This is a genomic window from Zoogloea sp. JDB1 (assembly GCF_056724025.1).
In genome coordinates this window covers 92,596-115,679 of the sequence record NZ_CM161496.1, presented here as the reverse complement: position 1 = coordinate 115,679, position 23,084 = coordinate 92,596, and the positions used below count along the sequence as shown (strand labels likewise).

Below are 23,084 nucleotides of genomic sequence, written 5' to 3'. Positions count from 1 at the left end.
GGTGCGAACCTCAGTCGTAATGCAGCAGTCCGTTGGCGAGCCGCGGTGTACGGCCGGCTATCAGGTCGGTGAGGAACTTCCAGATCGCCGGGCCGGACGGTGGGCAGCCGGGCAGGAAGTAATCGACGCGGACCACCTCGTGGATCGGCCGCACTTTGTCGAGGGGCAGCGGCAGCTCCGGGTCGTTGGGGATCTGCCCGTTCTCGAGGCCGGGACGGAACTGGTAGACCTCACGCAGGCATTCGGACAGCGGCAGGTGGTTGCGCTGGGCCGGCAGGCCGCCATTGACCGCACAGGCACCGAGGGCGATCAGGGTCTTGCAGTGGCGGCGGAACTCGCGCAGGACGTGGACATTTTCGGCGTTGCAGACTCCGCCTTCGATGAGGCCGATGTCGCAGGGGCCGACGTCCTTGATGTCGGTCAGCGGCGAGCGGTCGAACTCGATCAGCTCGACCAGTTCGAACAGATGCTCGTCGATGTCCAGAAAGGACATGTGGCAGCCGAAGCAGCCGGCCAGCGAGGTGGTGGCGACGCGCAGCTTGCGGGCAGGGGCGGGCGCCGGGCTCATGATTCCTCCTCCTTCAGCGTCTTGCTGCGGATCGTCTCGGTGTCGAAAGTGCGTTCGCCGATGGGGACTGCGAAGCCCACGCCCTTGTGCAGGATCACGCCGACCGGGCAGATGTGGGCGGCCATGTCATCTTTCGAGAAGTCCGTGTCGGCCAGCCGGCCGGACTCCGCATTGACCGTCAGGTGCTTGTGGATGCCGCGGCCGGTCAGCGCGAACACCGACTTGCCGTCCACATCGCGGCTGGCGCGCACGCACAGTTCGCAGAAGATGCAGCGGTTGAAGTCGAGCAGCATGTCCGGGTGGGAGGCGTCCACAGGGCGTTCGGGGAAGAAATGGCGGAAGCGCGGCGTGAGCATCTCGTACTCGTAGCCGAGGGCCTGCAGTTCGCAGTTGCCGCTCTTCTCGCAGGACGGGCAGAAGTGGTTGCCCTCGACGAACAGCATCTGCAGCAGGCCGCGCCGTTCGCCGTTCATCTCCGGGGTGTTGCTCTCCACCTCCCAGCCTTCCTTGGCCGGTGTGGCACAGGCGGACACGTGGCGGCCAGCGGCCTTGACGATGCACAGCTTGCAGCTGCCGTGGGGCGGGAAGTCTTGGTGCCAGCACAGGCTGGGGATGTAGTGGCCGGCCTTGCGGGCCGCTTCGAGGATGGTTTGGCCGTCCTCGAAAGGAACCGGCTGGCCGTCGAGGAGAAACTGTTTTGTCATTTTTCTTCTTCCTCGTGAGTGTGCAGGTGAGCGCCGGGGTCGTCGCGGGCAGTGAGCTGGCGGGCTTCGGCCAGCGCGGCGTCGAGATCGAAAGCCGGCTCGAAGTCGAGGGACACCAGCCGCCGCTCGTAGGCCGGACGGAATTTCTGCAGCGTGTCGATGACCGGATTTGGTGCGGCGCTGCCGAGGCCGCAGTGGCTGGCGTTCTTCAGCAGGCGGTCGAGCCAGTCGATGTCGGCCAAGTCGGCCTTGGCGCCGTGGCCGTCGGCGAGTTTGTCCATGAAGCCCTGCAGCAGCGAGGTGCCAACCCGGCATGGGGTGCAGAAGCCGCAGCTCTCGTGGGCAAAGAAATGCACGAAGGCGCGGGCCACGTCGAAGAGGTCGCGGCTGCCGTCGAAGATCATGAAAGCGCCGGCGGTGGGCACATCCTCGTAGGCGATACGGCGCTGGAACTCGTAGCCGGCCAGGCACACGCCGGACGCGCCACCCACTTGCACGGCCTGGGTGTCGCTGGCGCCGCAGTCTTCGAGGATGCGCGCGATGGGCACGCCGAAGGGATATTCGTAGATGCCCGGTTCAGCGCAGTCGCCGGAGATGGACAGTAGCTTGGTGCCGGCCGACTGGGCGGTGCCGCTGGCGGCGAAGGCTTCGCCGCCAGCGAGGGCAATCAGGCAGGTCTTGGCCAGGGTTTCGACGTTGTTCACCACCGTCGGGCGGCCTAGGTAGCCCTTGGTGACCGGGAAGGGCGGGCGGATCCGCGGCGTGCCGCGCTTGCCTTCGAGGGATTCGATCAGAGCAGTTTCCTCGCCGCACACGTAAGCGCCGGCGCCCAGGTGGATGCGGATGTCGAAGTCGAAGCAGGGCTCGTGCAGGATGTGGCGGCCGAGCAGACCGGCCTCACGACGGCGGGTCAGCACGGCCTCCAGCCGCGGCATCAGATAGCGGTACTCGCCGCGCAGGTACAGGAAGCCTTCCGACGCGCCGACCGCCCAGGCGGCCAGCGTCATGCCTTCGAAGACCAGGTCGGCATAGCTGTTGAGCAGCACCCGGTCCTTGAAGGTGCCAGGCTCGCCTTCGTCGGCATTGCAGACGATGATCTTGGGCTCGCCCGACGCATTGCGGGCGCTGGCCCATTTGACCGCCGTGGCGAAGCCGGCGCCGCCGCGGCCGCGAAGGTTGGATTTCTGCACTTCCTGCAGCCAGCCTTCGCGGCCCAGCTCAATGACGGCGGCCAGCGCCTCGCCAGGCTTCATGTCCAGGTTGAGCAGGCTGTCCTTGCGGCGGATGTTGTCGCCGATCTGGAAATACTCGGCGGGCCACAGCTCGAGAGGGCGCTGCTGGCGGATCATCTCGGCGATCTCGTTGATGCGCCGGTGGGTCAGCTGGCCGATCGCACGGCCATTGACCAGCATGGCCGGCCCCTGGTCGCAGAGGCCGGTGCAGGAGGTGGTGGCGATGCTCACCAGACCGTCCTCCGACAGCTTGCCGGGCTCGATCCACAGCTTGCGGCACAGGGCATCCATCAGCTCGGTATTGCCGAGCATGCGGTCGGTGATGTTGTCCGAGAACAGCACCCGGTAGCGGCCGACTGGCTGGGTGTAAAGAAAACTGTAGAAGCCGGCGACCCCTTCGACCCGGCTGCGCGGGATGTGCAGCGATTGGGCAATATGGGTGAGGGTTGGGGCCGGTAGCCAGCCTTCGAGATCCTGAGCTTCGATCAGGATCTGCAGCAATCCGGTCGGGCAGTGGCCGTGGCGCTGAAGAACGCCGTCGAGGGCGGCGGTCGGGGTGGCAGGGAGAGCACTCACAAGAACCTCCGGCTGCAGGTGGCAACGCACAAAGTATGCGCGCCGGGAAGCCGGGATTCTTGCGTTAGATCATGAAACTCAGGAAATGGCCGCGCGGCGGATGCGTGCCAGGCCTTCCTCCAGGCGGGACGGCGGGCAGCCGAAGTTGAGGCGCACGAAGCCCGGCAACCCGAAATCCTTGCCGTCGGACAGGCCGACGCCAGCGGCCTCGAAGAAGGATGCAGCGTTGGCAATGCCGCGGGCGGCGAGGAATTCACGGCAGTCGATCCACGCCAGGTAGGTGGCCTCGACGGGCGTGGTGGCCAGGCCTGGCAGGCGGTTGATGACGTCTACGACGTGTGCTGCATTGGCGCGCAGGGTACCAATCAGCGCCTCCCGCCACGGGCCGCAGTCCCGGTAGGCCACTTCGGTGGCGGCCAGCCCGAGCACATTGACGTGTGGCACGATGCCGGCCATCGCGCGCTTGTAGCGGGCGCGCAGGCCTGCGTCGGGGATGATCGCGAAGGCGCAGTACAGGGCCGGGATGTTCCAGGTCTTGGATGGCGCCATCAGCGTGATGGTGCGCTTCGCCACGGACTCGTCGAGGGTTGCGATGGGAATGTGCGGCTTGGCAGGATCGAGGACAAGGCCACAGTGGATCTCGTCGGAGCAGATCACGAGGTCGTGGCGTTCGGCCAGCGTGGCGATGCGGCCGAGTTCGTCCCGGTCGAAGACGCGGCCGACCGGGTTGTGCGGATTGCACAGCATGAACAGGCGCACGCCGTCGGCCACGGCGGCTTCGGTGCGGCTCCAGTCCCATTCCCAGCGCGCGCCGTGCTGGACCAGCGGCGTGGTGACCAGGCGCTGCTCGAAATTGCCCGGTGCGTGCAGAAAGGGCGGATAGACCGGCGTGGCGGTGAACACCCCGTCGCCCGGCTGGCTAACCGCCCGTACGGCGACGTTGAAACCGGTGACGACCCCCGGCAGCCACACCAGCCACTCCGGCTTGATCTGCCAGGCGTGGTCGCGGGCGATGCCGTCGATGACCGCCTCGGCAACGCTGGGCCACGGGTCGGCATAGCCGAACACCCCATGGTCGATGCGCGCGTGGAGGGCTTCCAGCACCGCCGACGGGGCGGCGAAGTCCATGTCCGCCACCCACATCGGAATCACGTCGCGGCCGGCATAGCGCCGCCACTTGATGCTGTCGGAGCCGGCCCGCTGGGGGCCGGTGTTGAAATCGAAGGTCGTCAAGCCGGGGTCTCGCTGAAGTGAAGGATCAGACTTCCAGGTGCTGGTAGAGCACGGTGGACAGGTAACGTTCGCCGAAGGACGGGATGATCACCACCACCAACTTGCCGGCGTTTTCGGGGCGTTCGGCCACCTGCAGCGCGGCCCACACGGCGGCGCCGGAGGAGATGCCAACCAGCAGGCCTTCCTCGGTGGCCAGCTTGCGGGCGGTGTCGAGGGCGGCGTCGTTGGGCACCTGCACGATCTCATCGTAGATCGCGGTGTTGAGGATGGCCGGCACGAAGCCGGCGCCGATCCCCTGGATTGGGTGCGGGCCGCGTTGACCGCCGGACAGCACCGGGCTGGCAGCGGGCTCGACGGCGATCACCTTGACGCCCGGCTTGCGCTCCTTGAGCACTTCGCCGACGCCGGTGATGGTGCCGCCAGTGCCGATGCCGGACACGAAGATGTCCACCTGGCCGTCGGTGTCGGCCCAGATCTCCTCGGCCGTGGTCTTGCGGTGGATGGCCGGGTTGGCGGGGTTCTCGAACTGCTGCGGGATGAAGTAGCGGGAGTCGGCGGCGGCCAGTTCGGCGGCCTTCTTCAGTGCGCCGGGCATGCCTTCTGGGCCCGGGGTGAGAATCAGCTCGGCGCCGTAGGCCTTCAGCAGCAGCTTGCGCTCGCGGCTCATGGTCTCGGGCATCACGAACGCACACTTGTAGCCGCGCGCCGCACAGACCATCGCCAGGCCGATGCCGGTGTTGCCGGAGGTGGGCTCGAGGATGATGGTGTCGGGCTTGATTTTGCCGGCTGCTTCGGCCGCATCGAGCATGGCTGCCGCGATGCGGTCCTTGACGCTGTGGGCGGGGTTGAAGAACTCCAGCTTGAGGGCGAGGGTCGCGCCGTTGGCGGGCGCCAGCCGATTAAGTTTGACCAGCGGGGTGTTGCCGACCAGTTCGGTCACGTTGTTGGCGATACGCATGGTGATTCTCCGTGTCGGGAAAGTGGTTATTGTTTCTCTAATTCATTCTAGAACTAGCTGCCGCCTTTCAATAGACCGAAACCGAATATGCAAATAATCGCTGTCTGTCGCCTTGGCGATTACAGCCGGCGGATCTTCTCCAGTAGTGCGGTGGTGGAGCGTTGGTGTTCGAAGGGGATCGAATGCACGCTGCCGCCGCGGGCCAGGGTTTCGGGGGCGCCGACGATGCGGTCCGGTGCCCAGTCGCCGCCCTTGACCAGTACGTCGGGCTGGCATTCGAGGATGCGGGCGATCGGTGTGTCCTCGTCGAACCAGGTGACCAGATCGACGCAGCCGAGGGAGGCCATCACCGCGAGGCGGTCCTGCAGCGTGTTGATCGGCCGGTCGTCCCCCTTGCCCTGGCGGCGCACCGAGTCGTCACTGTTGAGGGCGACGACCATCGCCGCGCCGAGGGCGCGGGCCTGGGCCAGGTAGGTGACGTGACCGCGATGCAGGATGTCGAAGCACCCGTTGGTGAATACCAGTGGGCGCGGTAGCGCGGCGATCCGTTCGCGCAGCTGTTCGGGCGGACAGATCTTGGCTTCGAAGGCGGGGGCGGAATACATGGGGAGGGATGCTAGGGGAACTCGGAAGGCTCGTATGTTAGCCGCTGTCGCGCCGTCTGGCGCTGGGTGGAGGGCTTTCAGTGATGGTTGCCGTAGCCGGCGATGCCGATCATCAGACGCACCAGCCCGTAGGACGCCCAGTTGAGCAGGCGCTGCAGACGCGGGCCCCGCTGCCAGCTGGCGGCGGATATTTCCTGCCCCCCATCGCGGATCGCCCGGAGCAGGCACTCGCGCAGGCGTTCGGCGAAGCCGGTATCACGGACCATGACGTTGGCCTCGCGGGCCAGCAGCAAGCTGAACGGGTCGATGTTGGACGAGCCGACGGTGGCCCAGCGCCCGTCGATGACGGCGACCTTGGCGTGCAGGTAGCTGCGATGATATTCGACGATGCGCAGGCCGCCGGCCAGCAACTGGCCGTACAGCGCACGGGTGGCGCGCTGTTGAAGGGGGTGATCGGCGAGCCCCTGGACCAGCAGGGTGATCATTACGCCGCGTCGGGATGCGTCCAGCAGCGCATGGCGGAAGCGTCGGCCGGGCAGGAAGTAGGCGTTGGCGAGGATGACCTCGCGCCGCGCGCTGGCAATGCCGAGCAGGTAGGCGTCCTCGATGTCGCGCCGGTGGCGGATGTTGTCGCGGATCAGGAAGGCGGCCTCGACGTCGCCGCAGGGCTGGGGGGCGATGGGTGGGCTGGTCGGCAGGCGCAGGCGTCGGCGGAAGGAGGCCCAGGCGACCAGCTCCCACACGTGGCGCACGCTGGCGTGGATGGGGCCGAGCAGAGGGCCTTCGACGCGTACCGCGTAGTCGTGGCGGGGCGCGTCGAGACTAGGTGCCTCGTAGTCGCTGATGATGTTGATGCCACCAACGAAGGCGATCCGCCCGTCGATGACCGCCAGCTTGCGGTGCAGGCGGCGCAAGCGGTGGCGGCGCAGGGGCAGCGTGCCGACCTCGCGGCGGTAGATCAGCACGTGGACGCCAGCTTCGCTTAGCGGCGCCAGGTGCTCGGCGACGAACTCACGGCTGCCGAAACCATCGACGAGCAGGCGTACGGTGACGCCGCGGGCGGCGGCGCGCACCAGCGCGGTGGCGATCGTCTGACCGATGTCGTCATGGGCGAAGATGTAGGTCTCGAGGAGGATCTCGTCGCGGGCGTCGTCAATGGCCAGCTGCAGCGCGGGGAAGAACTCGGTTCCGTTCTCCAGCAGGGTCAGCGCATTGCCGCGCAGCCAGGTGGTGCTCATGGCGCGGTGCTGTCAGCGGAAACGGATCTGCGCGGTCAGCGGCGCGTGGTCGGAAATCTGGCTCCAGGGGGCTCCGTAGTGCACTTCGGCCCGATCGACCGCGAAGCCGCGCACGTAGATGCGGTCCAGGCGCAGCACCGGCAGCGTGCTTGGAAAGCTGCGCGCCGGGCGACCGCGGATCGACGTGAAGACTTCCGTCAAACCAAGCGGTTCGGTCAGGCAGTCGTCTGCATGGTTGCGCCAGTCGTTGAAGTCGCCGGCGATGATCAACGGTGCGCCGTCCGGGGCCAGCGTGTCCAGGCGCTTGACCAGGGCCGCCATCTGGCGGCGCCGGCTGCCGGCGGTGAGGCCTAGGTGCACGCAGATGCAATGCACAGGCTGCGCCATGCCGTCGACGCGGATCTCGCAGTGGAGCAGGCCGCGGCTTTCGAAGCGGTGGTCGGAGACGTCCTGGTTGGCCTGCGACAGGATGGGGTGGCGGCTGAGGATTGCGTTGCCGTGGTGGCCGTGGTCATAAACCGCGTTGCCGCCGTAGGCCGTCTGCTGCCATACATCACGGGCCAGGAATTCGTGCTGCGGCAGTGCCGGCCAATCCGGGTGGCGGCTGGCGTGGCGCAGGTGCATGCCCTGGACTTCCTGCAGGAAGACTACATCGGCGCCCAGCAGGCGCAGGCGGTCGCGTAGTTCGTGAATGGCCAGGCGACGGTTGAACTGGGAGAAGCCCTTGTGGATGTTGTAGGTGCAGATGCGCAGCGTGGTGCTCATCGCGGTCTCCTTTCGGGGTGCATTCTGCGCTCATCGGCCGTTTGCCGCATCCGGCGCCACCATGCAAAACGGCGCCCGCAGGCGCCGTCGTGGCTGGCGAGGAATGCGCTCAGGATACCGCGAGCATGCGCTCGAGGGCGACCTTGGCCAGCGCGGCTTCGTGCTCGGGCACCGTGATGCGATTGACCACCTTGCCATCGGCGAGGTTCTCCAGGGTCCAGGCCAGGTGCTGCGGGTCGATACGCTGCATCGTCGAGCACATGCACACCGTTGGCGCCATGAACTGGACGATCTTGCCTTCGTGCTTCACTTCCTCGGCAAGGCGGTTTACCAGGTTCAGCTCGGTGCCGACCAGCCAGCGGGTGCCGGGGGCGGATTCCTTGACGATCTTGATGATGTACTCGGTGGAGCCGACGAAGTCGGACTGGCGGCACACTTCCAGCGCGCTTTCCGGGTGGGAGATGACCTTGCCGTCGGGGTAGTGGTTGCGGAACTTGATGATGTGCGCCGGCTGGAACATCTGGTGCACCGAGCAGTGGCCCTTCCACAGCAGGATCTTGGCCTTCTTGATCTGTTCGACGCTGAGGCCGCCGTATTCCTGGTCGGGATCCCACACCACCATCTCGTCGAGGGGAATGCCCTTGTTGAAGCCGGTCCACCGGCCCAGGTGCTGGTCAGGGAAAAACAGCACTTTCTCGCGCTGCTTGAAGGCCCAGTCGAGGATGGTCGGCGCGTTGGTGGAGGTGCACACGATGCCGCCGTGCTCGCCGCAGAAGGCTTTCAGGTCGGCTGCCGAGTTGATGTAGGTGACCGGCGTGATCAGCGTGTCGGGAGTGTCCAGCACTTCGGCCAGCTCGCGCCAGCAGCGCTCGACCTTGGCGAGGTTAGCCATGTCGGCCATCGAACAGCCGGCGGCGAGGTCGGGCAGGATCGCCTGCTGATGCGGCTTGGACATGATGTCCGCGACCTCGGCCATGAAGTGCACGCCGCAGAACACGATGTACTCGGCGTCGGTCTCGGCGGCAAGGCGCGATAGCTTGAGGGAGTCGCCGGTCAGGTCGGCGTACTGGTACACGTCGGCGCGCTGATAATGGTGGCACAGCAGCACGGCCTTATCACCGAGGCGGGCGCGGGCGGCGCGGATGCGCTCATGGGCGTCGGCGTCGGCGAGGGTGTTGAAACGGTCGAAACTGATCGGTACGGCTTGCATCGATTGAGTCCTGTTGGTTCAGCCCTGGTTCCATGGCAGGCCGGCATGGCGCCAGCCGCCGACCGCGTTGCGGCGCCCGTTGGCGTCCTTGTCGCCTTCGAAGCCTTCCAGGATGTTGTAGGCATTGGTGAAGCCCGACGCCGCGGCCAGCGTGGCGGCCGCGTTGGAGCGGGCGCCGCTGCGGCACAGGAACATCACCAGCGCTTCCGGATCGACCTGGCGCTTGAATTGGGCCAGAAAATGCGGATTCGGTTCATTGCCCGGGTAAAGCATCCATTCGATCTCGACGGAGCCCGGCACACGCCCGACCCAGTCCCACTCGGCGCGCGTGCGCACGTCCACGAGCCGCGCGCCTGGCGCGAGCTGGAGGACTTCCCAGGCTTCCTTGGGCGTGAGGCTACCGGCGTAGGGAACGTTCAGGCCTTGGCCGCGTTCCTGCGCGAGGGCGAGTGTTTCGCTTAATTTTCCCATGGCGGACATCCGGCTAGAATGGCGGGCTTGCGAGTATACCCCCGGCCCTACGGGCTGCAAGTCATGTCTTTCGAAGCTCATCCCGTATCCGCGCCGGACGAAGCCCTCGACGCCGACCGTGCCCGTCAGGCCCAGCAGGCCACCTGGGTCAGCGTCGCTGTCAATGTCGTGCTGACGGTGCTGCAGATCACCGTCGGCCTGATCTCCCATGCCCAGAGCCTGGTGGCCGACGGCATGCATACGCTGTCCGACCTGCTTGGCGATTTCCTGGTCCTGTTCGCGAGCCGTCATGGGGCAAGCCCCGCCGATGAATTGCACCCCTACGGCCACGGGCGCTACGAGACGGCTGCTTCGCTGGTGCTGGGACTGGTCCTGGCGGGCGTCGGTGCGGGCTTCCTGTTGACTGCGGCCGTTCGCCTGCAAAGCCTGGAGTCCTTGCCCCAGTTGCATCCGATGGCGCTGTGGATGGCCTTGCTGACGCTCGCTGGCAAGGAAGGCCTGTTCCGTTACATGCTGGCGGTGGCCCAACGCCTGCGTTCGCCGATGCTGGTGGCCAATGCCTGGCATGCGCGTGCCGATGCGGCGTCGTCGCTGGTGGTGGCGGTGGGCATCGGTGGCAGCCTGCTCGGTTATCGATTTCTCGAGCCTCTTGGCGCCGCGTTGGTCGGCTTCATGATCCTGCGCATGGGGGCGATGCTCGGCTACGAGGCGCTGCGCGAGCTTATCGATACCGGCGTGCAGCCCGACGAGGTCGCCAAGATCCGCGAGACGGTGACGACGACGCCTGGCGTGATCGATGTTCATGAATTGCGTACCCGCCGCATGGCCCATCGGGTGCTGGTGGACGCCCATGTTCGTGTGGATGCACGGATCAGCGTGTCGGAAGGGCACCGCATTGCCGAACTTGCCCGCCATCGGGTGCGCAGCCGTCATGAGGATGTGCTCGACGTGCTGGTGCATGTGGATACTGAAGAAGACCAGATGGCCGCATTGGGGCGTACGCTGCCCGGCCGCGAGGCGCTGGTCGCCGAACTGGATGCATTGCTCGGTGACGTGCCGCAGGCGGCACCGGCTGTTTTCCACTACGTCGGCGAGCGCGTGGAGGCCGAGGTGTATCTACCCTTTGAGTGGTGCGCCGATGCCGATCGGCTGGCTGGCCTGCAGCAGCGGCTGCGGAACTACTGCAATGGTGCATCCCCCCACTGGGGACAGATTGCGCTGCTTTGCAAAATTGCACCTTAACGGTGCATTTGTGTTGAGTATGCACATATATGGTGCATATTTTTTAAAGAACCTTGTGCATTAGCCTTATGGCACAATGAAGTGTTTTCAATCGCGTGCTGGCATGCTTGCTGCTTGTTGGTTTCGTCGACTGAATTGTCGTAATAATTGACCTTTATCCACTGCGCAGCAGCTTCAACCCGTTAGGAGTGAGTTATATGACCCCGCAAGACGTCATGAAGATCGTCCAGGAGAACGAAGTCAAGTTCGTCGACTTCCGCTTCACCGACACCAAGGGCAAGGAACAGCACGTCGGCGTGCCCATCAGTGCTTTCGATGAAGACAAGTTCGAAAGCGGTCATGCCTTTGACGGTTCCTCCATCGCGGGCTGGAAGGGTATCCAAGCCTCCGACATGCTGCTGATGCCGGACCCCAACACCGCCTACATCGATCCGTTCTTCGACGAAACCACCCTGGTCCTGACCTGTGACGTGATCGACCCGGCCGATGGCAAGGGCTACGACCGCGATCCGCGCTCCATCGCCAATCGTGCCGAGGCTTACCTGAAGTCCTCCGGCATCGGTGACACCGCGTTCTTCGGTCCGGAACCCGAATTCTTCATCTTCGACTCCGTCGAGTGGAAGGTCGGCATGTCCGGTGCCTACCACAAGGTCTTCTCCGAAGAAGGTGCATGGTCTTCCGACATCAAGTTCGAGGGTGGCAACACCGGCTACCGTCCTGCTGTGAAGGGTGGTTACTTCCCGGTTCCCCCGGTCGATTCCTTCAACGACATGCGTGCTGCCATGTGTCTGGCTCTCGAAGCCTGTGGCGTGCCGGTTGAAGTGCATCACCACGAAGTGGCGACCGCTGGCCAGAACGAAATCGGCACCAAGTTCAACACCCTGGTGCGTCGTGCCGACCAGACCCAGATCACGAAGTACATCGTCCAGAACGTCGCCCACCAGTACGGCAAGACCGCGACCTTCATGCCGAAGCCCATCGTTGGCGACAACGGTTCCGGCATGCACGTGCACCAGTCCATCTGGAAGGACGGCAAGAACCTGTTCGCTGGCAACGGCTACGCCGGCCTGTCCGAGACCGCCCTGTACTACATCGGCGGTATCATCAAGCACGCCCGTGCCCTGAACGCGATCACCAACCCGCTGACCAACTCCTACAAGCGTCTGGTGCCCCACTACGAAGCTCCGGTGAAGCTGGCCTACTCCGCCAAGAACCGTTCCGCTTCCATCCGTATCCCGTTCGTCAACAGCGAGAAGGCTCGCCGCATCGAGACCCGTTTCCCGGATCCGGGTGCGAACCCCTACCTGTGCTTCGCTGCGCTGATGATGGCCGGCCTCGACGGCATCCAGAACAAGATCCACCCGGGCGAACCTGCCGACAAGAACCTGTACGACCTGCCGCCGGAAGAGGATGCGCTCATCCCGACCGTCTGCTCCAGCCTCGAGCAGGCTCTGGAAGCCCTGGACAAGGACCGCGAGTTCCTGACCCGCGGTGGTGTGTTCAGCAATGACTTCATCGACTCCTTCATCGCCCTCAAGAGCGAAGAAGTGAACCGTCTGCGCGTCGAAGTGCACCCGGTTGAGTTCGAGATGTACTACGCCATCTGATCTTTGGATCGGGGCCGGTCAGCGTGCTGGCCGGCTGCTGCGTTGAAGAAGGACGGGATTACTCCCGTCCTTTTTTGTTTCCGGGGTCTGGGTTTGTGTTTGTCCCGCCCGCCCCCTAAACTTACTGCCGCTTCCGGTTTCCACTGTACCGACGATGAGTCTACGAATAGCCTTGGTGCTGGCCGCATTGTTGTGTTCGCCGCTGGTGCGTGCCGACATCTTCAAGTGTGTCGATGAAGCGGGTCATGTGACCTATACCAACAGTAAGACCTCCGCCAGGGGGTGCAGTGTTCTGGCCCGGGATCAGGCGGTGTCGTCGGTGCCTGGCGGGGGAGGTCGGCCTGCGGCCCCGTCCGCCTCGGTTGGCTCCGCTTCCAGTGGTTCCGCCGGTTTTCCGCGGGTTGATGCGGGCACGCAAAGGGCGCGTGACACGGATCGTCGCCGGATTCTTGAAGAAGAGCTTGGCGCAGAGCAAAGTGCGCTGGATGTTGCCAGCCGGCAGCTGGCCGAGCTCGATTCGGCGCGCCGTGGTGGTGATCGACAGCCGTTGAAGGACAAGATCCAGCTGCATGAGCGCAATGTCGAGGCCCTGAAGCGCGAGATCTCCAATTTGCGCTGAATTCAAGTTGGGGTGAGGTGGTCTGGATGCAGTATGCTCGCCTGGTCTGCTTCTTGCATTGGGCCCTCGTATGCAAAACGATCAGCTCGACACAACGCCCCCTGCCTTTGCCGGTCTGGAGCTGCTCTCTTCGGCAGTAGTCCTGATCGACGACGAATTCGTAGTTCGTTACCTCAATCCGGGGGCGGAGAACCTATTTGCCGTCAGCAGCCGGAAGATCGTCGGTTTTTCCTTGCGGCGCCTGCTCGGTGAGCCGGCAGGGCTCGACAGCGCTCTGAACAATGTCTTGCGGGATAACTGGAGCTACACGGGGCATAACCTGACAGTTAGCCGCCCCGGCATGGTGGCCCTGCACCTGGATTGCACAGTCACGCCAGTGGAAGTCGCCGGCGCGCGCCTCCTTCTGGAGTTTCGGCCGATGGATGCGCACCTGAAAGTGGCGCGGGAAGAACAGTTGGCGCACCAGCAGCAGGCGAACAGGGAGCTGATCCGCAACTTGGCCCACGAGATCAAGAATCCCTTGGGCGGCATTCGTGGTTCGGCCCAGTTGCTGGAGCGGGAGCTGGACGATCCCCAGTTGCGGGAATACACGCAGGTCATCATCGCCGAGGCCGACCGCCTGCAGGACCTGATGAACCGCCTGCTCACGTCCCACCGCATGATGCAGCCGTCGCAGCTGAATCCCCACGATGTGCTGGAGCGCGTGCGGCGCCTGATCCTGGCCGAGTTTCCGTCCGTCGAGGTGCGCCGAGATTATGACACCAGCCTGCCCTATATCACCGGCGACCGGGAGCAACTGATCCAGGCCATCCTCAATATCGCCCGCAATGCTGCCCAGGCCATGCAAGGGGATGGCGAGATCGTTCTGCGCACCCGGGCAGCCCGGCAGATCACGCTGGCGAAGCGCCGCTTCAAGCTGGCATTGCAGTTGCAGGTCATCGACAATGGGCCGGGTGTGCCGGAAGAGATCCGCGACAAGATTTTTTATCCGCTGGTCTCCGGGCGCGAAAACGGCAGCGGTCTGGGGCTATCGTTGGCGCAGAGCTTTATCGACCAGCATCAGGGGGCGATCGATGTGGACTCCCGTCCGGGGCGCACTTGTTTCACCGTCTTTCTGCCTATAACACGGGAAGCGGATGTTTAGGGCTTGAATAGCTGATGCACCTTATTGGTGCGTGAATTGTGAGGCAGAGTACTGCCGTGTTTCACTCTTGTGCGTGTGAATGATATGAATGCAGCCGTCTGGATAGTTGATGATGACCGCTCGATCCGTTGGGTGCTCGAAAAAGCCCTGGCTCGGGAGGAAATTCCGTACAAGAGTTTTGGTACTGCCGGTGAGGTCATGTCGGCGCTGGAGGGGACGACCCAGCCGCCTCGCGTGTTATTGTCCGACATCCGGATGCCCGGTGAGTCGGGCCTGGCCTTGCTGAGTAAGGTCAAGGCACGCTTCCCGCACATGCCGGTCATCATCATGACCGCATACTCCGATCTGGACAGCGCCGTTGCGGCCTTCCAGGGCGGCGCGTTCGAATATCTGCCTAAACCTTTCGACGTGGATCAGGCCGTCGAACTGGTGCGTCGTGCGATCGATGAAAGTGCCCATCAAGCCGGCACCGAAGAGGTGCTCAGCGCTGTGCCCGAGATCCTCGGCCAGGCGCCGGCGATGCAGGAGGTCTTCCGCGCCATCGGCCGTCTGTCCCAGTCCCACGCCACCGTGCTCATCAACGGTGAGTCGGGCACCGGCAAGGAACTGGTGGCGCGCGCGTTGCACCGCCACAGTCCGCGCCGGGACGCACCCTTCATCGCGATCAATACTGCGGCGATTCCGAGGGATCTGCTCGAATCCGAACTGTTCGGCCACGAGCGGGGTGCCTTCACCGGTGCGCAGACCATGCGCCGCGGGCGTTTCGAGCAGGCGGAAGGCGGTACGCTGTTCCTCGACGAAATCGGTGACATGCCGGCCGAGTTGCAGACGCGGCTGCTGCGCGTGCTGTCCGACGGCAACTTCTACCGGGTTGGCGGGCATCAGCCGATCAAGGCCAACGTGCGGGTCATCGCCGCCACCCACCAGAACATGGAGGATCGCGTTCGCCAGGGCTTGTTCCGCGAGGATCTCTTCCATCGCCTGAACGTGATCCGGCTGCGCCTGCCGCCGCTGCGCGAGCGGCGCGAGGATATTCCGCCACTGGCCAAGCACTTCATCGCGCTGTCCGCGCAGGAGCTGGGTGTGGAGGCCAAGCGTCTGTCCGACGCGACGCTGAAGTACCTGCAGAGCCTCGATTTCCCCGGCAATGTGCGTCAGCTGGAAAACCTGTGCCACTGGCTCACGGTGATGGCGCCCGGTCAGACCGTCGAGGTCGCCGACCTGCCGCCCGAGCTGAAGGACCAGCCGACCCGCGAGCTGCCGGCCAACTGGGGCGATGCGCTGATGGCGGAGGCGGACCGGGCGCTGGCGCAGAATCCGGGTGAGGTCTTCGACCGCCTGAGCCGGGACTTCGAACGGATCCTGATCCGCCGTGCACTGGCGGCGACCGGAGGGCGCCGGATCGAGGCGGCCCAGCTATTGGGCATCGGACGCAACACGATCACCCGCAAGATCCAGGAGCTGGGGCTTGAAGAGTCCGACCACGCCTGAGTGAGTGGGGCGCGCCACCGGGCTTCCTGTCCGACGCGGGCCGGTGGTCGCGCCTCCTGTCACACCAAGCGGCAATCTGGCGCGTCTCTGCCGTGGGCGGATTTGCGCTGCCCGTTTCTCACCTTTCCTACCTTGGCTCATAATGACCGGCTTGTTTTCAACAGCCGGGAAGTGATTCTTGGACCATTCTGCTTACGAGGCCCTCGACGGGGCCGAGGTGGCTGCCGCCCTCGGCGGTGACGCTGCCGGGTTTTCCGTGGTGCTCCTGCAGGAGTGCGACTCCACCAACAGCCGCTTGCTGGCCGATCCTCCGCCGGACGATGGGCGCGTATACGTGTTGGCCGCAGACGTGCAGACGGCCGGGCGAGGCCGCCGTGGCCGGGTCTGGCAGTCGTGGCCCGGTGCCAGCCTGACCTTCTCGGCCTTGTGGCGCTTCGAGCCGGGGGCGCCGGTGCCCGCCGGCCTGTCCCTGGTGGCTGGCCTTGCTGTGGCGAGGGCACTGGAGGATCTTGGCGTGGAGGGCGTGCAGCTCAAATGGCCCAACGATGTGCTGGTCCATGGCCACAAGCTGGCGGGCATCCTGATCGAGTTGTTGCCGGGGCGTGGCAGAACGCCGGCCGCCGTGATTGGGATCGGCATCAACCGGCGCCTGCCGCCTGATGCTAGTGTCAACTATCCGACCGGCGTGACCGATCTGGCGGTCTGTCTGGGGCAACCGCCGAGCCCCGGTCGGTTGCTCGGTGTGGTGCTGGTCCACTTGAGGCGCCTGCTCGACATCTACGCCGCCGCCGGTTTCGGGGCATTGCGCGGTGCATGGCAGCAGCGCAATGCCTTTGCCGATTTGCCGGTGCGCATCCTCGGGGAGGCCGAAGAGCTGGCCGGGACCTGCGTGGGTGTGGACGAGGACGGTGCCTTGCTGTTGCAGACCGAGGATGGCGTGCGGCGGGTGCTCTCAGGCGATGTTTCCCTGAGGATGGCCTGATGGATCTGTTGCTTGATGTGGGCAATACCCGCCTCAAGTGGGGGCTTCATGACGGGGCTGGCTGGAAGGGGCAGGGGGCAGTCCTGCTGACCGCCCTGGATGGTTTTGCCGATGTGCTGGCGGGCCTCGGGCAAGTCCAGCGAATGCTCGGCGCCAACGTGGCAGGCGCCACGGTTGGAGGACGGTTGGGGGCAATGCTTGCCGCTCGTCATGTGTTACCCGAGTGGATTCAGCCCCAGCTGGAGGGCTATGGCGTCGTCAATCGCTACCTGGAGCCTGCCCGTCTCGGTGCAGACCGCTGGGCAGCCCTGATCGGTGCCCGCGAGCTCCATGGAGGGGCGGCCCTGGTGGTGACGTCAGGGACCGCCACGACAGCGGATGTACTCGATGCTTCCGGTGTCTTCCAGGGCGGGGTGATTCTGCCGGGCCTGGACCTGATGCGCCTGTCCCTGGCCCGCGATACGGCCCAGCTTCCCTATTCGGACGGCCGCTTCGTCGCCGCGCCGCGGCGGACGGCGGATGCCATCGTCAGTGGCTGCCTGCAGGCCCAGCTCGGAGCCATCGAGCGCATGTTTCGCCTTGTGGGCAGCGAACCGTCTGCCGTCTGCCTCCTCAATGGCGGTGCGGCGGCGACACTGGCGCCGCACCTCGAATGCCCGGTGCGTGTGGTGGACAACCTGGTTCTCGAAGGCCTCGTCCGCATGCTGGCCGAAGCCTGAGGCTTCGTGCGCTGTTCCGCCTGTGGCGGGTGCCTTTTCCGCATGCGGCGGATACGTTAGTCTTGCGGATATGGCCTCATTGCGCGTGTTCGTCATCGTCCTGCTGTTCGCCAATCTGCTTGCCCTGTCCTTGTGGAAGGGGTGGCTGGGCGGAGAGCTCCATCATGGGGAGCCGGAGCGGCTGAGCAACCAGTTGAACCCCGACGGGATTCGTCTGGTTGGCGAGGAGCCGCGACCACCGGTCCGTCGGGCGCCTGCCGTCCAACCGCCAGCTCCAGTGGTGGAGAGCAAGGTCGAGGATGTGCCGGCACCGGATGCCGTCGCCCCGCAGGCCTGTGTGATCTTCAGTGGATTGAGTGCCGATCAGATAAGGGAATTGTCGGCGCGTATCGCCAAGGCTGGCTCCGGTTTCAAGTTGAGCGAGGGGCGTAGTGACGTACCGTCGTCCTGGTGGGTGCATGTTCCATCGCTGGGGAGTAAGGAGGCCGCTGAAAAGAAAGCGGCCGAGTTGCGCAAACTCGGCGTCGCCGATCTCTTCATAATGCAGGAGGCCGGGCCGGCGCAGTTCGCCATCTCCCTGGGGCTGTACAAGAGTGAGGTGGCGGCGGGTCGCCAGCTCGAAGCCCTGAAGGAAAAGGGGGTGCGTGGTGCTCAGGTGCTGGCTCGGGGCGGGGCTTCCCGTCTTGAAGTGCGTGGCCCCAGCGACAGCCTGGCTACCGTGGTCAGTGACCTTTCCGAGCGCCTGCGGGGCGTTAATCGTCTTGAGTGCACGCCATGAGCGAACACGCCTTCGTCGTAGGTTTGACCGGCGGTATCGGCAGCGGCAAGAGCGCGGCGGCCGATTTTTTTGCCGAGCTGGGGGCGGCCGTTGTCGATACCGACCGCATTGCCCACGCGCTGACCGCGCCGGGTGGGGCCGCCATGGCGGCGATCCGCGGAGCTTTCGGCTCCGGGGTGGTTGCCGAGGATGGCTCCCTGAATCGCCCCGCCATGCGTATGCTGGCCTTCGAGGATCCCGACGTGCGCAAGCGACTCGAGGGCATTCTCCATCCGATGATCCGCGAGGAGAGCGACCGCCAATGCCAGGGAGCGCAGACGCCCTACGTGGTGTTGGTGGTGCCGTTGCTGGTCGAGTCTGGGAGTTACCGCGGACGGGTACAGCGCCTGTGCGTCGTGGATTGTCCGGAGGAGGTCCAGGTCGAGCGCGTCGTTAGTCGCAGCGGCCTCGAGGCCTCGCAGGTGCGGGCCATCATGGCGGTCCAGGCCCAGAGGGGCGATCGCCTGGCGGCAGCGGATGACGTGGTGGACAACAGTGGTGATCTGTCGCAGCTACGGGAGCAGGTTGCCGACCTGCATCACCGCTACCTGGCGCTCGCCGCGCAGCTGGAGGGCGTGTGATATGATTCACGCCGGTCTGACCGACACCATCCCCATCGATATCCAGGCGCGCGCGTGATCACCTACGAATATCCGCTCAACGAGAGGATCCGGACGCTCCTGAGGCTGGAAGACCTTTTCGACAAGGCCGCACACTTCCTGGCATCGGACGGCGCGCTTGAACACCATGTAGCGTTGCTGACGCTGTTCGAGATCCTTGAGGTCGCCAGCCGGGCGGATCTGAAAGTCGATCTCGTGCAGGAGCTCGAGCGCCAGCGTCAGATCCTGTTGTCCTTCCGCAACAATCCCCAGATTTCCGAAGATGCGCTGTCCGGCGCGCTCTACGAGATAGAGCAGGCGTCGGCGTCCCTGCTCGCGATGGCCGGCAAGACCGGCCAGTACCTCCGCGAGAACGAATGGCTGATGAACATCCGCAGCCGCGCCGCGATTCCGGGCGGGGCCTGTGAGTTCGACCTGCCGTCCTATCATCACTGGTTGAACCGAGATCCGGAGTTGCGCCGCCATGACCTGAGTGCTTGGCTGCAGCCGTTGCTGCCGATCCGCGATGGTCAGGCGATTGTGCTGCGCCTGCTGCGGGCCAGCGGCCAGCCGGAAGACCTGACCGCGCTGCACGGGGCCTTCCAGCAGACCATGGGAGGCCGTACCGTGCAGATGATCCGCATCCGCCTTCAGGGCGGGGCCCACTGCGTGCCGGAAACCAGTGCCAACAAGTACGCTCTCAATATCCGTTTCATGAATGCCGAAACCGTCACCCGCCCCGGGCAAGTGGATGTGGATGTGGCATTTCAGCTGACTTTCTGCAATCTCTGATGGAAAAGCCGCGTGCACCTCGCGAGGTGAAATGCCCGACCTGTGGGGCGCCTGTTGTCTGGGGGCCGCAGAGTCCCCATCGCCCGTTCTGCTCGGAGCGCTGCCGCAAGATCGATCTGGGTGCCTGGGCGTCCGACGCGTACCGGGTGGAAGGGGAAACGCCTCTCGATGACGAGACGGATCCCCTGTCGCGTTTCAGTCGCTGATCAGTCCTTCCAGATCGACCGTATCGCTGCAATGCCATGGGCGCCGGCCGCTTTGGCGGCGTTGAGGTCGGCCGCCTCCAGGCCGCCGACTGCGAACACTGGTAGCGGCAGGTTGCGCACCCGCTCCGCAAAGACCTCCCAGCCCAGCCCCGCCTGGTCCGGATGGCTCGCGGTCGGCTTCACGGAACCCAGCACCGCGTAGTCGAGGCCCAGCGCGGCTGCATGTTCGAGTTCCGCACGGCTGTGGCAGGCCGTGCCAACCCACTCGAAATCAGGCCGTGCGGTCGTACTGGCCAACAGACGGCCGGGCAGGTGTACCCCGTGAGCGTCGCTGCGGCGGGCCAGTTCCGTGTCGCCATTGATCAGTGCGATAGCGCCAAGGGCCCGGCAGCGGGCGACGACTTCCCGCGCAAAAACTTCCCGTTCGTTCTCGGCCAGACTGGCTTCACGGATCTGGACCAGACGCAGGCCGTTAGCCAGTGCCTTGTCGAGACATGCCAGTTGAGAGGCCACGCCGACTTCCGCCGCCTGCGTTATGCCCATCGTGCGCGGCAGGCGCAGCGCCTTCAGGATCGGGCCGTTGGCCGGTAACATCGGTTCGACGGTCATCGCGTCGGCCTGTTGCCAGGCCAGCGCGGCATGGACACGGTCGTGAATCTCGCCGTGCCAGGCCGGCACTTCGAAGAAATGCAGGCTGACGTGGGCGTGCTCATAGACATGCTCTCGGGTCAGCCACGGCCAGGCTTCGTCCACCTGCATGTCGAGTTCTTCATGCAGTTCGCGGATCAGCGCATCGCGCGGGGTCTCGCCGGGCTCGACCTTGCCACCGGGAAACTCCCAGTAGCCGGGGTAGAAGGTGTCGGCGGCGCGCTGGCCGACCAGGAAACTGCCGTCGGGCCGGGTGATTACCGCGGCCGACACATGGACGATCTTCTTCATGCTTCGAAGCGCCCTGCGTAGTCGCGTGCGAACTGCCAGGCCACGCGCCCGCTGCGCGAACCCCGCAGCAGCGCCCATTGCAGCGCATCGCCACGGGCGGCCGGAATGGCCTCGGCAGGCACGCCGAATTCGCCGAGCCAGTGCTTCACCACCGCCAGGTATTCGTCCTGGCTGAAGGGGTAGAAGGAGATCCACAGGCCGAAGCGCTCGGACAGGGAGATCTTCTCCTCCACGGCCTCGGAGGGATGGACCTCGCCGTCCTTGTGCACGGTGGCGGCATTCTCGGCGAAGTACTCGGGCATCAGGTGGCGCCGGTTGGAGGTGGCGTAGATGAGCACGTTGTCCGGCACCGCGGCGAGAGAGCCGTCGAGGATGCTCTTGAGGGCCTTGTAGGCCGGTTCGCCATCTTCGAAGGAGAGGTCATCAGTGAACAGGATGAAGCGCTCGGGGCGGCCTTCCAGCAGTTCGACGATGTCCGGCAGGTCCACCAGGTCGTCCTTGTCCACCTCGATCACGCGCAGGCCGTCGGCGGCGAATTCGTTGAGCACCGCCTTTACCAGCGAGGACTTGCCGGTGCCGCGGGCGCCGGTGAGCAGCACGTTGTTGGCGCGTTTGCCGGCCAGGAACTGGCGGGTGTTGGCGACAATGCGTTCCTTCTTGTCGTCGATGTCCTGCAGGTCATCGAGGCGGATCTGGTGCGGATGGGCTACCGGCACCAGTCCGGCGGCGTTGCGTCGACGCCGCCAGCGGAAGGCGATTGCGGCATTCCAGTCGGGCGGCGTGGGGGCGGTGGGGAGGATGGCTTCGAGGCGTTCGAGCACCCGCTCGGCGCGGGCGAGAAACTGGTTCAGGTCAGTCATGGGGAGGGGGATCCGAGTCCTTGTTCCTGGGGCTGCGCAGGGCCAGTCCGACGATGGCGAGCAGCACGGCGGCGATGCCGAGTTCAAGACCGATCAACCACATGGAGTGTCCTTCTGTGCGCCCGGCCGGCGAACCGGTGGTTATACTGAAACGGTTGTTCTGCAAGCCGTGAGTGTACCCCATCCATGTTCCGCGCTTTTCCCCGTCTGTCCGTCGTTCTGGTTTCGGCCCTGCTGACCGCTTGTGCAAGCGCTCCCAAACCTGTCAGCGATGCAGGTTGTGTCCACTGTGCCCCAGCTTCCCATACTCCTTCCGCGACGCCTTCTGCCGCATCGCCCACAGCGGCGCCGGTCGCCCACAGTGGCGGTGTCATGCCGCAAGCGCTGAGTCGGCCATTGTTGTCCTCGTCCTGGTCCGATCTGCCCGGTTGGGGGAGCGACTCTCTGGACGAGGCCTGGCCGGCCTTCCTGGCGTCCTGCCGCGCGTTGATGCGTCAGCCGGCGTGGCAGGCGCCCTGCGATGCCGCACGCTCGCTCGGGGGGCATCCCAGCGCCGCGGCGGTACGTAGCTTCATGGAGGCCCGCTTCAATCCGTGGCGAGTCGTCAATCCCGACGGCACCTATGAGGGCCTGGTGACGGGTTACTACGAACCCTTGATCAAAGGCAGCCGGATCCGCTCGAAGAGTTACCAATGGCCGGTGCTGGGCGTTCCGGAGGATCTGCTGACCATCGAGCTGGGCGATATCTTCCCGGAACTGAAGGGGCAACGAGTACGCGGCCGCCTGGTCGGCAACAAGGTCGTCCCGTATTTCTCCCGCAGCGACATGGCACGCCAGCCCGACAAATTTGCCGGCAAGACGATCCTGTATGCCGAAGACCCCATCGAGTTGTTCTTCCTGCAAGTGCAGGGTTCGGGGCGCGTGCAGCTTCCGGACGGCGGTGTAGTTCGCCTGGCCTATGCCGACACCAATGGCTACGCTTACCAATCGATAGGGCGCTGGCTGGTGGATCGTGGCGAAATGAAGATGGAGCAGGCGTCGATGGACGGCATCAAGAACTGGGCCCGCGCCAATCCGGCGCGTCTGCAGGAGTTGCTGAATGCCAATCCGAGCTACATCTTCTTCCGCGAGGTGGCCAGTTCTGCCGGTGGGCCGGTTGGTGCCATCGGGCAGCCGCTGACGGAGGGGCGCAGCATGGCTGTCGATCCGCGCAGCGTGCCGCTGGGGGCGCCGGTGTTCCTGTCCACTACCTATCCCAACAGCTCGCAACCCCTGCGTCGCCTGGTGCTGGCGCAGGATACCGGCAGTGCGATCAAGGGCGGCGTACGCGGGGACTTCTTCTGGGGCTTTGGTGCCGAGGCGGGCATGCAGGCCGGGCGGATGCGCCAGAAGGGCGAGATGTGGGTGCTGTGGCCGCGGGACCAGGTGCCCCGCTGAGCTAACCGGCGGGTTGCTGCGGAAGGGAATAAGTTTTGCGTTATTTCATTGTTGGCTGACTCGGGGGGCG

Annotated in this window: 24 protein-coding genes; 12 read left to right on the top strand and 12 right to left on the bottom strand. The window is 65.1% G+C overall.

All coding sequences use genetic code 11. The features are described from left to right. Positions 1–10 precede the first annotated feature (10 nt). The 10 genes from AC1PPK_RS00545 to AC1PPK_RS00500 all read right to left on the bottom strand — a co-directional run bounded on the left by AC1PPK_RS00545 (position 11) and on the right by AC1PPK_RS00500 (position 9,560). Positions 11–568, bottom strand: coding sequence for an NADH-quinone oxidoreductase subunit B family protein (locus tag AC1PPK_RS00545; RefSeq protein ID WP_481115900.1), 558 nt, complete (start codon positions 566–568; stop codon positions 11–13). Beyond that, positions 565–1,272, bottom strand: coding sequence for a 2Fe-2S iron-sulfur cluster-binding protein (locus AC1PPK_RS00540; RefSeq protein WP_481115899.1), 708 nt, complete (start codon positions 1,270–1,272; stop codon positions 565–567). The genes AC1PPK_RS00545 and AC1PPK_RS00540 overlap by 4 nt, the downstream gene beginning before the upstream one ends. Then, positions 1,269–3,080, bottom strand: a complete 1,812-nt coding sequence (locus AC1PPK_RS00535) for an NAD(P)H-dependent oxidoreductase subunit E (protein WP_481115898.1) — start codon at positions 3,078–3,080, stop codon at positions 1,269–1,271. Before AC1PPK_RS00535 ends, AC1PPK_RS00540 begins: the two co-directional genes overlap by 4 nt. A 78-nt stretch (positions 3,081–3,158) precedes the next feature. After that, positions 3,159–4,313, bottom strand: a complete 1,155-nt coding sequence (locus AC1PPK_RS00530) for a MalY/PatB family protein (RefSeq protein WP_481115897.1) — start codon at positions 4,311–4,313, stop codon at positions 3,159–3,161. Between the two features lie 25 nt (positions 4,314–4,338). Beyond that, positions 4,339–5,271, bottom strand: coding sequence for a cysteine synthase A (cysK, locus tag AC1PPK_RS00525; protein ID WP_481115896.1), 933 nt, complete (start codon positions 5,269–5,271; stop codon positions 4,339–4,341). Between the two features lie 119 nt (positions 5,272–5,390). Further along, positions 5,391–5,876 (bottom strand): D-glycero-beta-D-manno-heptose 1-phosphate adenylyltransferase, encoded by a 486-nt coding sequence (gene rfaE2 / locus AC1PPK_RS00520; RefSeq protein WP_481115895.1) that lies wholly within the window; start codon positions 5,874–5,876, stop codon positions 5,391–5,393. 77 nt (positions 5,877–5,953) lie between these two features. Next, positions 5,954–7,114, bottom strand: coding sequence for a cardiolipin synthase ClsB (clsB, locus tag AC1PPK_RS00515; RefSeq protein ID WP_481115894.1), 1,161 nt, complete (start codon positions 7,112–7,114; stop codon positions 5,954–5,956). 12 nt (positions 7,115–7,126) lie between these two features. Continuing rightward, on the bottom strand, positions 7,127–7,879 hold the full coding sequence (locus AC1PPK_RS00510) for an endonuclease/exonuclease/phosphatase family protein (protein ID WP_481115893.1): 753 nt from the start codon (positions 7,877–7,879) through the stop codon (positions 7,127–7,129). A 109-nt stretch (positions 7,880–7,988) separates the two neighbouring features. Then, entirely contained in the window at positions 7,989–9,089 is a 1,101-nt protein-coding gene (gene nadA, locus AC1PPK_RS00505; RefSeq protein ID WP_481115892.1) for a quinolinate synthase NadA, read from the bottom strand. Positions 9,090–9,107: 18 nt separating this feature from the next. After that, the gene (locus AC1PPK_RS00500) at positions 9,108–9,560 is read right to left on the bottom strand and encodes a rhodanese-like domain-containing protein (protein ID WP_481115891.1); all 453 of its coding nucleotides are present in this window, start codon (positions 9,558–9,560) and stop codon (positions 9,108–9,110) included. Between the two features lie 63 nt (positions 9,561–9,623). On the opposite strand from AC1PPK_RS00500, the gene AC1PPK_RS00495 reads away from it, so the two are divergent. The 11 genes from AC1PPK_RS00495 to AC1PPK_RS00445 all read left to right on the top strand — a co-directional run bounded on the left by AC1PPK_RS00495 (position 9,624) and on the right by AC1PPK_RS00445 (position 19,778). After that, on the top strand, positions 9,624–10,802 hold the full coding sequence (locus AC1PPK_RS00495; protein WP_481115890.1) for a cation diffusion facilitator family transporter: 1,179 nt from the start codon (positions 9,624–9,626) through the stop codon (positions 10,800–10,802). A 197-nt stretch (positions 10,803–10,999) separates the two neighbouring features. Then, positions 11,000–12,409: a type I glutamate--ammonia ligase gene (gene glnA, locus AC1PPK_RS00490; RefSeq protein ID WP_481115889.1), complete on the top strand. Its 1,410-nt coding sequence runs from the start codon at positions 11,000–11,002 to the stop codon at positions 12,407–12,409. 175 nt (positions 12,410–12,584) lie between these two features. Beyond that, entirely contained in the window at positions 12,585–13,028 is a 444-nt protein-coding gene (locus AC1PPK_RS00485) for a DUF4124 domain-containing protein (protein ID WP_481118167.1), read from the top strand. Positions 13,029–13,098: 70 nt separating this feature from the next. After that, complete coding sequence (glnL, locus tag AC1PPK_RS00480) at positions 13,099–14,172, top strand: nitrogen regulation protein NR(II) (RefSeq protein ID WP_481115888.1); 1,074 nt, start codon at positions 13,099–13,101, stop codon at positions 14,170–14,172. An 84-nt stretch (positions 14,173–14,256) separates the two neighbouring features. Further along, the gene (gene ntrC, locus AC1PPK_RS00475; protein WP_481115887.1) at positions 14,257–15,663 is read left to right on the top strand and encodes a nitrogen regulation protein NR(I); all 1,407 of its coding nucleotides are present in this window, start codon (positions 14,257–14,259) and stop codon (positions 15,661–15,663) included. Between the two features lie 178 nt (positions 15,664–15,841). Then, positions 15,842–16,645: a biotin--[acetyl-CoA-carboxylase] ligase gene (locus AC1PPK_RS00470; protein ID WP_481115886.1), complete on the top strand. Its 804-nt coding sequence runs from the start codon at positions 15,842–15,844 to the stop codon at positions 16,643–16,645. Further along, on the top strand, positions 16,645–17,364 hold the full coding sequence (locus AC1PPK_RS00465) for a type III pantothenate kinase (protein WP_481115885.1): 720 nt from the start codon (positions 16,645–16,647) through the stop codon (positions 17,362–17,364). The genes AC1PPK_RS00470 and AC1PPK_RS00465 overlap by 1 nt, the downstream gene beginning before the upstream one ends. A gap of 85 nt (positions 17,365–17,449) precedes the next feature. Further along, positions 17,450–18,142 (top strand): SPOR domain-containing protein, encoded by a 693-nt coding sequence (locus AC1PPK_RS00460; RefSeq protein ID WP_481115884.1) that lies wholly within the window; start codon positions 17,450–17,452, stop codon positions 18,140–18,142. Further along, on the top strand, positions 18,139–18,762 hold the full coding sequence (coaE, locus tag AC1PPK_RS00455; RefSeq protein WP_481115883.1) for a dephospho-CoA kinase: 624 nt from the start codon (positions 18,139–18,141) through the stop codon (positions 18,760–18,762). Before AC1PPK_RS00460 ends, coaE begins: the two co-directional genes overlap by 4 nt. A 54-nt stretch (positions 18,763–18,816) precedes the next feature. Continuing rightward, positions 18,817–19,572 carry a cell division protein ZapD gene (gene zapD, locus AC1PPK_RS00450; RefSeq protein ID WP_481115882.1) on the top strand — a complete coding sequence of 252 codons (756 nt, stop codon included), beginning with the start codon at positions 18,817–18,819 and terminating at the stop codon, positions 19,570–19,572. Next, positions 19,572–19,778 carry a DNA gyrase inhibitor YacG gene (locus AC1PPK_RS00445; protein ID WP_481115881.1) on the top strand — a complete coding sequence of 69 codons (207 nt, stop codon included), beginning with the start codon at positions 19,572–19,574 and terminating at the stop codon, positions 19,776–19,778. Before zapD ends, AC1PPK_RS00445 begins: the two co-directional genes overlap by 1 nt. Here AC1PPK_RS00445 and AC1PPK_RS00440 read toward each other — a convergent pair whose 3' ends face one another. Then, the gene (locus AC1PPK_RS00440; protein ID WP_481115880.1) at positions 19,779–20,717 is read right to left on the bottom strand and encodes a Nudix family hydrolase; all 939 of its coding nucleotides are present in this window, start codon (positions 20,715–20,717) and stop codon (positions 19,779–19,781) included. It abuts the gene before it with no gap. After that, positions 20,714–21,577: an ATP-binding protein gene (locus AC1PPK_RS00435; protein WP_481115879.1), complete on the bottom strand. Its 864-nt coding sequence runs from the start codon at positions 21,575–21,577 to the stop codon at positions 20,714–20,716. The genes AC1PPK_RS00440 and AC1PPK_RS00435 overlap by 4 nt, the downstream gene beginning before the upstream one ends. A gap of 372 nt (positions 21,578–21,949) precedes the next feature. On the opposite strand from AC1PPK_RS00435, the gene mltA reads away from it, so the two are divergent. Further along, entirely contained in the window at positions 21,950–23,014 is a 1,065-nt protein-coding gene (gene mltA, locus AC1PPK_RS00430) for a murein transglycosylase A (RefSeq protein ID WP_481115878.1), read from the top strand. The last annotated feature ends 70 nt before the right edge of the window (positions 23,015–23,084 follow it).